Annotated in this window: 8 protein-coding genes; 7 read left to right on the top strand and 1 reads right to left on the bottom strand. The window is 58.8% G+C overall.

Annotated elements, in window-relative coordinates:
* Positions 1 to 364 precede the first annotated feature (364 nt).
* The 7 genes from ACW4QM_RS11180 to ACW4QM_RS11150 all read left to right on the top strand — a co-directional run bounded on the left by ACW4QM_RS11180 (position 365) and on the right by ACW4QM_RS11150 (position 9,357).
* On the top strand, positions 365 to 2,608 hold the full coding sequence (locus ACW4QM_RS11180; protein WP_455798459.1) for an NlpC/P60 family protein: 2,244 nt from the start codon (positions 365 to 367) through the stop codon (positions 2,606 to 2,608).
* Between the two features lie 16 nt (positions 2,609 to 2,624).
* The gene (locus tag ACW4QM_RS11175) at positions 2,625 to 3,770 is read left to right on the top strand and encodes a glycosyltransferase family 4 protein (protein ID WP_173113778.1); all 1,146 of its coding nucleotides are present in this window, start codon (positions 2,625 to 2,627) and stop codon (positions 3,768 to 3,770) included.
* Between the two features lie 87 nt (positions 3,771 to 3,857).
* Positions 3,858 to 6,770, top strand: coding sequence for a TOTE conflict system archaeo-eukaryotic primase domain-containing protein (locus tag ACW4QM_RS11170; protein ID WP_173113775.1), 2,913 nt, complete (start codon positions 3,858 to 3,860; stop codon positions 6,768 to 6,770).
* Between the two features lie 210 nt (positions 6,771 to 6,980).
* Complete coding sequence (locus tag ACW4QM_RS11165) at positions 6,981 to 7,289, top strand: type II toxin-antitoxin system RelE/ParE family toxin (RefSeq protein WP_197745940.1); 309 nt, start codon at positions 6,981 to 6,983, stop codon at positions 7,287 to 7,289.
* Entirely contained in the window at positions 7,282 to 7,569 is a 288-nt protein-coding gene (locus ACW4QM_RS11160; protein ID WP_173113772.1) for an addiction module antidote protein, read from the top strand. The genes ACW4QM_RS11165 and ACW4QM_RS11160 overlap by 8 nt, the downstream gene beginning before the upstream one ends.
* A gap of 239 nt (positions 7,570 to 7,808) precedes the next feature.
* Entirely contained in the window at positions 7,809 to 8,618 is an 810-nt protein-coding gene (locus ACW4QM_RS11155; protein ID WP_231699492.1) for an ABC transporter permease, read from the top strand.
* Complete coding sequence (locus ACW4QM_RS11150; RefSeq protein ID WP_173113766.1) at positions 8,608 to 9,357, top strand: ABC transporter ATP-binding protein; 750 nt, start codon at positions 8,608 to 8,610, stop codon at positions 9,355 to 9,357. Before ACW4QM_RS11155 ends, ACW4QM_RS11150 begins: the two co-directional genes overlap by 11 nt.
* Before the next feature lie 11 nt (positions 9,358 to 9,368).
* Here the strand turns inward: ACW4QM_RS11150 and ACW4QM_RS11145 are convergent, their stop codons facing one another.
* Positions 9,369 to 10,502, bottom strand: a complete 1,134-nt coding sequence (locus tag ACW4QM_RS11145; RefSeq protein WP_197745939.1) for a CDP-glycerol glycerophosphotransferase family protein — start codon at positions 10,500 to 10,502, stop codon at positions 9,369 to 9,371.
* Positions 10,503 to 11,530 lie beyond the last annotated feature (1,028 nt).

Raw genomic sequence — 11,530 nt, 5'->3', positions numbered from 1 at the left:
TGATTAGCGGTACCGAGACAGCCTACTCGCGGTACCGCCTTTTGCTGATCGCCGGTACCAAGCCAGGTGATCGATGGTACCGCGAGAGGTTACTACTCACCGCGGCGCCGGGAAGTTGAATATGAGGTCTTTGAGACGCCATTTTGCGGGTTATGTGACAAAATGCCAGATCAGAGATGCAAATAGGAGTGTATGACCAGGTAATTCGCCGAGACGGTCGCTCAACGTTTGCCAAATGCATCGATTTTATCGGTTGGACAGGTCTTCCCTTCGCGCTATAATGCGGGCTTCAAGGCAAAAAATTTGCCCTGGTTTTGCGCACTCAAATGCGCAAACGCGAAACGACAACTACTGAGGAGGCACGATGACTTCACCGAGGGAGGCAGTATCTATTCTTACTGCTGCGGCTCTAGTCGTTGCCCCTGTGGGCGGCGTGGCCGCAACGTACACCACCGGTTATGCCGACAACGGCGACGGGCACACGGTTAAGGACGACCGGGATCATGACATTCCGGCCAATTACGAGGAAGCGCTTGTCTGGATCAAAGAAGGCAAGACCCTCTATAAGTCTTGCGTTGACTATATGGCGGGTCATGCCGACAAGTTCGGCGGCCTGACCGAGGCGCAGCGCGCCGAGTTGTGGAGCCTTGCGGTCGATGATGAGCCGACGGTGCCGGAGTCCGAGATGACGGCGGTTTCTGAGCCGGAGCCCGAGCCTGTTCCCGCTCCTGTGGAGACCACGCCGGAATCTGAGGAGCCTGCAAAGACGCCTGCGCAGCCTGAAACGCCGGATGTGGAGGAGCCGGTCGTTCCCGAGGTGCCGGCTGATCCGGACAATCCAGAGAATCCGACTGCTCCTGTCGACCCGGCCGATCCCGTTGATCCTGCGGAGCCTACCGATCCTGTTGAGCCCGTAGAGCCGACCGAACCTGGTGATCCGGTTGATCCTGTCGAGCCCACTGATCCGGCCGAGCCTACCGACCCAACGGAGCCGACCGATCCTGTCGATCCTGCCGAGCCAGTGGATCCCGTCGATCCTACCGATCCTACCGATCCCGAGCAGCCTGCGGAACCGGACGAGCCGATCATCGATACGGATAACCCGGTCGATTCCGGCCAGCAGAGGCCCGGCAACGCCGGCGGCGTGACGGACGAGTCGCACACCGCTGCCGTCATCAAGGGTCAGGCCCAAACGCCCCTCAAGCAGGTGGCCGTCACAGTGCCTTCCATCTCCTTCACGCACATCGACAACTCGGCCTACGTGGCGCGCCACTACAGCGAGGACCTCACCACCGAGAAGTTCATCTCTCTGGTGGGCGAGTCGGCCCGCACCATCGCCGCCGAGAACGACCTGTACGCGTCGGTTATGATCGCCCAGGCCATCCTGGAGTCCGCCTCCGGCAATTCCACGCTGGCCCAGGCGCCGAACAACAACCTGTTCGGCATCAAGGGCACCTACCACGGAAACTCGGTGCAGCTGCCCACCCGCGAGGACGACGGCACCGGCGCCACCTACACCATCATGAGCGACTTCCGTCAGTACGAGACGGTGGACGAGTCGCTTTCCGACTACGCCGACCTGCTCAGCAACTCCATGGGCGATTTCTACGCGGGCGCGCGCAAGTCGAACTCCGACAGTTTCGTGGACGCCTGCGACTTCCTTGTGGGCCGCTACGCCACGGACATCTTCTACTCCGAGAAGCTGCAGGACCTCATCGAGACCTACGACCTCACCCGTTTCGACGTGCCGCTGACCTACGAGCTGGCCGACACCTTCGTGCTGCCGGTGAAGGACGAGGTTACGGGGCTGGACAAGTACCTCGATCCGGTGACCGACAAGGTGGAATACGAGGCGCTCGTGGCCGAGTACCGCGATTACGTCGCCCGCACGAGCGAGTACCAGCAGGCGCTCGCCGAGTGGGGCCAGCAGATGGCGGCGGCCGAGGAGCTCTACCACGTGCCGGTGTATCTGGAGAAGCCCTCCATGCCCGCGGCGGACACGCCGATGCAGCAGCATCAGGATGCCATCGACGCCGAGCGCTTTGAGGGCTTCGATACGCTCATCGCCACGGGCCAGCCCCTGCCGGTGCGCGAGGCCCGCACGCTGAACGACCTGACCGCCTGCGCGAACTCGTTCCTCGGCGTGCCGTATCTGTGGGGCGGCACGACGCCGGCCGGCTTCGACTGCTCGGGTCTGGTGCAGTACTGCTACCGCGAGGTGTTCAACATCGAGCTGCCGCGCACGACCTACTACCAGTGCGAGGTGGGCGTGGAAGTGCCCTTCGAGGAGCTGCTTCCGGGCGACTTGCTGTTCTTTGCCGACGGCGGGGACGTGCACCACGTGGCGATGTATCTGGGCGACGGCTACTACGTGGAGGCGCCGCACACGGGCGATGTGGTGAAGATCACGGCTATGAACGACAAGCTGCCGGACTTCGCGAAGCGCGTCGTGGACGTGCGGGGCATCGATATGAGCGAGTTCTCCGACGAGCAGCTGGCGCAGTTCGTGGAGCGTGAGAAGTACCTGCAGGAGCGCGAGCAGCGCCTGGGCGTGACCGACGAGACCTTGGCCGAGCTCACCGAGTGGCTCCGCGGCCTCGAGTTCTAGGCCGTATGCGCGCCGCGTGGGAGTAACTCTGCGACATTTCCTGGTGCTGGGCCTCCTTGCCTTCGTTGTGACGTATCTGTGCGTCCCGTTGGCACGGAGGCTCGCCCTGCGTTTGGATGCCGTCGACTACCCGAGCGCCCGGCGCGTCAACAAGCGCCCCACGCCGCGCATGGGTGGCATCGCCATGGCGGCGGGCATCGCGGCGGCGCTCATCGTGGAAGTGGCCGGGGAGTACTTCTTCGGCTGGGCCGGGTTCTACATCCACGGCACCGATCGGGCCATCAACCATGCTGGTGTGATGTGCGGCCTGCTCACCATCGTGTGCGTGGGCGCCATGGACGATGTGTACTCGCTCAAGCCCAGCGTGAAGTTCGCCGGGCAGATTCTGGGGGCGACCATCATCGCGGCCTCGGGGCTTCTGCTGTCGAGCATTGCAAACCCTCTGGGCGCCGGGTTCATCCAGTTCGGCTGGTGGTCCTATCCGCTCACGGTGCTGTACCTCGTGTGCTTCATGAACGTCATCAACCTCATCGACGGTCTGGACGGCCTGGCGGCGGGCATCGCGGCCATCGCATCGTTCTTTCTGTTCCTGATCGCCTTCGGGCGTGGTTTGGAAGAGACCGCGATGCTGTCCATCATATTGCTGGGGGCGACGCTGGCGTTTCTGCGCTACAACTTCGCTCCGGCGAGCATCTTCATGGGGGATTCCGGCTCGCTGCTTCTGGGCGCCATGATCGGCGTCATCTCGCTTATGGGCGTCATGCGCTCGCCGACGGTCATCGTGCTGGCGGTGCCGCTCGTGATCGCCGCCATTCCCATCGCCGACACGGCGGCGGCCATCATCCGGCGGCTGTACCATCACCAGCCCATCCAGCAGGCCGACCGCAAGCACTTGCACCACATGCTTTTGCGCAAAGGCTATGGCGTGCGCAAGAGCGTCGTCATCGTGTACGCCTGGACGGCGCTTCTGGGCGTGGGCGCCTGGGTCATGAGCAACTCCCACGGCATTGCGGTGTGGGCCATGATCGCCATCATGCTGCTGGGGTCGTTTTTGATATTGTGGCGCCTCGGCATCTTCGACCAAGTCCTGCGCCATCACTACCACGGCCGCCACACCCGCCAAGAAGACAAGCCCCGCTGGTACGGCAGGCACGGGCGGTAGGGGATGGGGGAGCTGTCCAAATACGCGCTCTTCGATGGACGGCTCTATACGTGCCTTGGAATAATTCCCCATGTTAGGGACGGCTTGGTGTCCGCAGTTGTGCTATGCGAATCACCCGAAGGCGAGCGGCGCTATGCAACGGGCGAAGAGTGGTCTTGCGCGTCGCGGGCATTCGATGAAGAGGCGAGTGCCCAAGGTCTGGTTACGGCCGCGAGCCCGGCTCCTGACAAGTTAAGGTTGTTCCGAAGCCTGTTCAAAGGGCGCGAGGATGTGCACGCCCATGGTTATCGGCGCAGAGATGGGGGCATCGCCTATGCGCCGGCCTGCGCTAACGAATGGGCGCGTGGGGTGTGCCCGAAGTGTCAGAACGTGCGGTCGAAGTGTGCTGATTGCCCGTCGTGGTCGTTCGCGCCGCTGAATGATCGCGAGCTGATAGACCATTTCAAAGGGCGCGATCCTTCCTTTAAGGATGTTGTAGGTCTTTATGTACTCGATAGCGAGTGCAAGACATCGGTGCTCGTGGCCGATTTCGATAAAACGGGATGGCAGAAGGCGGTCTCTGCCTATCGGGACGCGGCGGAGCGCCTGGGGGTTCCGGTGGCCGTGGAGCGGTCGCGCTCCGGCAATGGTGGCCATGCTTGGATTTTCTTCGATGAGCCCATAGCGGCCTCCTTGGCGCGAGATCTGGGAAGCGCAGTCATAAGCGAGGGTATGGCTCATGACGAATCGCTCTCGTTTTCTTCCTACGACAGGATGTTTCCAACGCAGTCTACCATTCCTGCGGGAGGTTTCGGAAACTTGATAGCGCTGCCTTTTCAGGGCGCCGCTCAGCGCCAAGGGAACTCGGTGTTCGTGGACAAGGCATTCGAGCCTTACGAGGATCAGTGGCTCTTTCTCTCGAAGGTCGTGAAAGTAAGCGAAGAGAAGGCGAAAGAGGTGGTGAGGCGAAGCGCTGGAGGCCCGCTGGGTGGATTGGCCTACGGACGCCAGATCGCGGGATCCGACTCGGATGGTGAGCCGTGGAAGTGCCCCAAGAGAGCCCTGCTGACCCCCAGGGACTTTCCCACGATGGTTCATATCATCAAGGCGGACATGCTCTACGTTTCCAAGGAGGGGCTGTCGCCGGCGGCGCGCAATCGGCTGCTGCGACTTGCCGCCTTCGGCAATCCGGAGTTCTACCGTGCGCAAGCCATGCGCCAATCGGTGTTTGGGAAACCGAGGATCATTTGCCTTGCCGAGGAGCGCGGCGGGCACATCGCCCTGCCGCGAGGTGCTGAGAAGAAGCTGGTCGAACTTCTGAAAGAATCGGGAGTTCCCTATCGAGTGAGTGATGAGCGCTTTGTGGGGCCCGGCATTCGGGTAAGTTTCAACGGCGAGTTGCGGGACGGCCAGTCGGAGGCGGTGGAGCGATTGCTCGGGTTCGAGAACGGGATTCTCTCGGCTCCTACAGGGTTTGGCAAGACCGTAATAGGGGCTGCCGTTATAGCGCAGCTCAAGACGCCGACGCTGGTCATTGTGCCGAAGACGGCCCTCGTGCCCCAATGGAAGGCGCGGCTCGGCGAGTTCCTTGACATCGATGAGGAGCTGCCGCCGTTGCTCACTCCGACCGGTCGCAAGAGCCGTCGGAAGCGATCGCCCATTGGGCAGATCGGTGGAGGGAAAAACGAACGAAGCGGGATCATCGATATCGCTACCTTCCAATCTTTGGTTGAAAAGGATGAGGAGGGTTACCCGAGAGCGAAAGACTTCGTTAAGGAGTATGGGCTCGTCATCGTCGACGAGTGCCACCACGGTGCCGCGCCGCAGCTTGAGCGCATTTTGAAGGCCGTGAACGCACGCAATGTCTACGGGCTGAGCGCTACGCCGAAGCGCGCTGACGGGCTGGAGGGCATTACCTATCTGCTTTGCGGGCCGGTGCGCGTTCAGATCGATCCTAAGCAGCAGGCCCGGCTGCAGAATTATCGGCGGGTTCTCCGGCCGCGCTTTACGGGCATACGGTTGCCCGACTTAGAGGCGGGTGCGTCCTATTCCCAAGTGCTGGAGAAGCTTTGCGCGCACGACAAGAGAAATGCTCTGATCGTTGAGGATGTTCATGAAGCCGTAACGGCTGGGCGCACGCCCTTGGTGGTGTCGAAGCGGAAGGATCACGCTCGGATGATCCATCACGCTTTGCGCTCGCTCGGCCTTGACGCGAGGCTGTTGATCGGGGAGGGTACGCCCAAGCAGAGACGCGAGGCCATCGAGAGGGCTAAGCGGTCCGAAGATGGCCAGCCCTTCATTCTGGTAGCGACGGAGAGCTATCTGGGAGAGGGCTTCGATATGCCGCAGCTTGATGCGCTGTTCCTGACGACGCCCATAGCCTGGGACGGCAATGTCACTCAGCAGTCGGGTCGGCTGCATCGCGAGTTCGAGGGCAAGACCGAGGTGGTCGTCTACGACTATGTGGACGTTTCGGTTCCCATGCTCGAGCGCATGTACAAGAAACGGCTGAAGACCTATGGAAACCTTGGCTACGAAGTGTGCTCGTCAACAGATGAGGATGAAGGGGCGAATGGGGGCTCTTTCATTGGGAAGGGCGATTGGCTTGGTAGGTTCGAAACGGATATTCGAGAGGCGAAGCGCTCGATTTTGGTGAGGGCCCCTTATGCGAGCGAGGCAGCGGTAAAGAAGCTTCTGCCCGCGCTGCGGGATGCTCGCGAGAGGGGTCTGGAGGTGACTTGCGCGATGCGGAAGCGTGCGGCGAGTGAACGGTCGGATTCCAGAGACGCCGCCGCTGCCGCTCTGCTCAGAGAGGCTGGCATTGAAGCTACTTGGTTTGAGGACGGGCCGACGCGTTTGGCAATTATTGACGACGCTCTCATTTGGTACGGTTCTTTGCCGCTGCTCGCCTTCCCGAAGACCGACGATTGCAGCCTACGCCTGCGCGATGCAGAGCTGGCGGCGGAGTTGAAGGACGGGCTGTGGCGCGAATTAGATGGACGAAGTCGCGTTGATATGTAATGGGGATGCTTCTGCCCTTCTCCCTGTTGGCATTGCATAAAGGGTAATTGTACGTTGAAAATAGAACAAATGTATGGTAGTATTCCAGCAAAGGCTGGGCTTGCCCTAACTCGATGAATCGAGGACAGTCTCAAGGTCGGATATCGCTTTAGAGCGCAAATTCCGTCTTGACATTAGTATCCTATAAGATACAATAAAGGGTGAGCAACTGTGAGGATTGTCAAATCTCCGCGTTATGAGAAATGGGCGTCTTCTCTCAGGGATCGCAATGTGATCGCGCGTATCAATGCGCGGATCCTTCAGATCAAGCACTATGGGGCATTGACGGGGGATTGGAAAGCGGTAGGCGATGGAGTATTCGAGTTGAGATTTCATTTCGGAGCTGGATATCGCGTCTATATCGCCCTTGAAGGCGCAGCCCTCCTCCTGCTGCTCGTTGGAGGCACGAAGTCGTCTCAAACGAAGGACATTAAACTCGCCAAGGAGATCTACGAGTCGTGGAGGCGTGACTATGAGTAGCGAATGGATAGAATGGGATCCATCGTTGGATGTTAATTCCAGCGAGGACGTTGCCGCGTTTCTCAATGCCGTCCTAGAGCTGGGGGATCCAGCGATTCTGCCAGATGCGCTCGGCGTTATCGCCCGATCGCGCGGCATGAAGGCTATTGCCGAGGAAACGGGCCTCGGACGCGAGAGCCTCTATAAATCGCTGAGCAAATCGGGCAACCCTCGCTTCAGCACTGTTGTTAATGTGCTTGATTGCCTTGGATTCAGGCTTCAAGTCGTGCCTGCCGCCTAGGGCAATCACGAGGAGGATGTTGCGGCAATGATGGCAGAAGAGAGGGATGCGGCTAACGGAAGTGCGAAATAACTGCGAGTGCATGAGGGCGATCCGCTATTCAGGGCACAACCCCGGTTCACCATCCGGTTCACCATCCTGCCTCCTGCAGTCGAACAATCGCGTATGGGTACTGTGATGGCGGCGAAGCAATGGTAGAATAGAAGCTCGCTGATTATCGGTTGCGAGAAACGAGGATCGTGGGCACGCTCTCGGAGATACTCAAGGAACAGTGGCAATGGCGCAAGCAAATCTTGAGCCTGGGGCTGTTCGATCTGAAGAAAACGTCGGCGGGCGCGGTGCTGGGGCCTTTGTGGTTCTTCGCGAAGCCGGCGGTGTACATTCTGGTGTTCTGGTTCGCGCTCGAGGTTGGGCTGCGTAGCGCTGACCAGACGGGTTCCGATGTCCCCTATATCCTCTGGCTTATGGGCGGCCTTATTCCCTGGTTCTACATTCAGGAAATTCTCGGCACGGGCATCAATGTTTTCAAGCGTTACTCGTATTTGGTCACGAAGATTAAGTTTCCGCTTGCGGGCATTCCGACGATCTTCAGCATTTCGACGTTCGTCGTTCAGCTGGGGCTTGTGGTGGCGCTACTTGTCGTTTATTTCCTCTGCGGTTTGCCGTTGGATCTGTATTTGCTGCAATTGCCGGTGGCCCTTGTGCTCATGTTCGTGTTCTTCAACATGTTCTCGCTTGTGACAAGCTTGCTCTCGGCCATCAGCAAGGATTTTATGAACTTGATGAAGACGCTCTCGACGCCTCTCTTTTGGTTGTCGGGTATCATTTTCAACGTGTTTAATCTGGGAATTCCCGTTATTGAGCTGATCCTTATGCTCAATCCCATCACGTTCATTGTCACGATGTACCGTTGCGCGGTGTACGACAAGATGTGGATTTGGGACAAGCCGGAGGCCATTATTGGCTTTGTCGTGGTGTTCGTCGTCACGCTGCTGGTCACGCTGGTGATCTACCGGCGCACGCACGAGGAGGTGGCCGATGTCCTCTAGCGCCGAGGCGCCCGTCGCCATCAAATTCGACCATGTCACGAAGACCTACAAGCTGTACGAGAACGACCGGCAGCGGTTTTTCAGCATCTTTAGCAGCCGCGACAAGCGCAAGCTCATTACCAAGGTGAACGCCAGCAACGACCTCTCTTTTGAAATAAAGAAAGGGGAGGCGGTGGCGTTTCTCGGGCACAACGGCGCGGGAAAATCGACGGCGCTGAAGATGATTACCGGTGTGACGTTCCCAACTAAGGGTGAGGTGATCGTGAACGGCACGGTTAGCGCGCTTCTGGAGCTCACGGCTGGTTTCGACATGGCGCTCACGGGGCGCGAGAACATTCATTTGCGCGGGCACGCCATGGGGCTCGATGCGGACGAGATTGCCGCGCTGGAGCCCAAGGTGGTGGAGTTCGCCGATCTGGGCGTGTACATCGACCAGCCGGTGCGCACCTACTCGTCGGGTATGAAGTCGCGCCTGGGTTTCGCTTTCGCCGTGTCCAGCGACCCGGAGATTCTCGTGGTGGACGAGGCGCTGTCGGTGGGGGACAAACAGTTCCAGCAGAAGTGTTTCGCCCGCGTGCGCGAGATCATGGAGGACGAGAACGTGACGGTGCTCTTCGTCACCCACTCCTCATCGGCTGCGCAAGAGTTCTGCACTCGCGGTATCGTGCTGGACAAAGGCACAAAGAAGTTCGACGGCTCCATCCAAGACGCCATTGCATTCTATGAGAGTCACGAGTAGGACTCGCCGGCTTAGGATTTTTTCTTGCAGGGCGTTGCAGCGCGGATGATGACTTCGCAGATCGTCTCCGTGCACGACGCGTTTTCCGGCAGCGTGACGTTGGCGTTTTCGAAGACACGGTAGGCCTCCGCATCGAACTCTTTGTCCTCGATGGCTTTTATGATTGCGTCGGGATCGTCTGTGAACAGCGCGGGAACGTCGTTTTCGAAATCGATAGTGAGGCCGCGTTTCTCCCGGTAGGTAGCCCAATCGTAGGCGTACAAGTAGACGGGGATGTCCAGCAGGCCGGCCTCGTAGATGACGGTGGAGTAGTCGCTGATGATGACGTCGGCCACGAACAGGGCATCGAATTGGCCTCCGGGGATGGTGACGATGCGCGGATCGTCGATGACCTGCTTGCTCACGGGATGCGGCTTGTAGACGAAGTTGAAGCGGTCGAAGTCGACGGCATCGACGAGCGCGCCCGCGGCCTCGGCTTCGTTGGCGGCCGGCTGCTTGCGGAAAGTGGGGCAGTAGACGATGGTATCGCGCCCGCGCAGCTGCGGGTAGGCGGCGAGGATGGCCTCGCGCTGGCGGGCGCGGTGCTGCTCGTCCAGCAGGAGGTCGACTCGGGGGAGGGGCGCCTCGAAGAGTTTGGCCGGCTCGGCGTTGAACGCGGCGGCGAACTCGTCGGCGAAGCTTAAGGACGAGGTGGCGATAGCGTCGTAGCCCTCGTGCATGTGCATCAGGCGCGCCGTCGCCTCGGAATGCCCCTCGTCTGTGCCGAAGGCGGTGTAGCCGAACCTCTTCATATTGCCCAGGGAGTGCCAGATTTGAATGACGGGCACGCGAATGCGGTCGTGCAGCAGGCTGACGACGATGCAGTAGGAGTCCAGCACCACGGCGCGGCTCGTCGCGATGTAGTAGACCTGGCGGATCATCTCGAGTAGGTAGGTCGTTGGATTGCGCAGCTGCTTGGGAAGAATGATGACTTCCCATGCCGGGTCGCGGCGCTCGCAATAGTCCTTAATGAGTCGAAAGTCGATCGGCGCGCTATCGCTCTGCCGGCTGATGCACACGATGCATTGCCGTTGCGGCAACAACGAGCACAGCGCATAGAGCGCCGCCAGAAGAAAAGTTGCTATGCCAATGACGATCTTGCGCACTAATCTGTTTTCCTGGTTCTGCGGTGATGCGTTATTCGAATGCTAGATATTCTATCTTAGATTGTCGAAGCAGAGTTGATCATTGGCAATGTGGCTGCAAGGATGCTAAGAGACCTTCAAGTCTTTCAAGTTACCGCAATTGTCCTATTATAGATTACCGCGTAAGCAAGAGAGGGAATCTATAATAGGTGCGACGCCCGTACTCGCTGACGGTTGGTCTATTCACTTTATAACGGAGACATATGCGGGAGCGAAGCGGTCGGTATCGGGCAATATCATGCGGAGCTAGTCCAATCGCGCATTCTCGTTCGAGCTGCGTCCGTTTTCCGGATAAGGATGGTGGCTCAATGACCGATATTTGCTATTAGCGTACTCGTTGAAGGCTTGATAGGACGTGCAGAGCAGGGGCAAGTGAAGTAATAGTACTTTGATCTCAGCGCTCAAATTGTACGATCCTTCTGAGTGGTATACGGTGACTCCACTTGAGTCTTGCTGGGCGTCGTTTATTTCTTCCAGAAGGGTCGGATGCGCGTCATGCACGAATCTACCATGAAGACTTGCAAAATGTTTGGCAGTATCCGATCCGTACAGATCCTTAGCGGCGAGTTCGTATGGGGGCGACAAATCAGCATCTATTGCTGCAGCTCGCTTCATTGCGTCTGCCTGGTTTCTCCTGCGATCCTTGTGCTTGCTCGAGATATATTCGAGATCTCCTATTGAAACGTGAGACAAAATAGTTGCCGCTCTCAAAAGCTGGTCTTTGAAGGTGATGGGGACGTCTCAAATTGTCTTGAAAACTGGATGCAGATAGTCCATGATCAATGTTGGTGTTGCGTCGGAATCGACATCAGGAAGTACTTCTTCCCATGCTAATAGTTAAATAGCGAACGTAGAGCTGCAACGATCTAAACAGGGCTGTATTGTGCTTCCGGTAACGTACAATCTCTTGCGCACTTTCACAGCAGCATAGCCTAGATACCAAAAGACACGGCTCCGGCCTTCGGTATGATTCGAGTTGTCTAGATTCG

Source organism: Adlercreutzia sp. CNCM I-6207 (assembly GCF_977072305.1).
The sequence above is the reverse complement of the archived record's forward strand: the minus strand, read 5'-3'. Positions and strand labels throughout refer to the sequence as shown.

Bases quoted from the DNA above. Each gene is read 5' to 3' on its own strand.
- ACW4QM_RS11180 (WP_455798459.1), top strand. From the start codon at position 365: ATGACTTCACCGAGGGAGGCAGTATCTATTCTTACTGCTGCGGCTCTA.
- ACW4QM_RS11160 (WP_173113772.1), top strand. From the start codon at position 7,282: ATGAGTAGCGAATGGATAGAATGGGATCCATCGTTGGATGTTAATTCC.
- ACW4QM_RS11150 (WP_173113766.1), top strand. From the start codon at position 8,608: ATGTCCTCTAGCGCCGAGGCGCCCGTCGCCATCAAATTCGACCATGTC.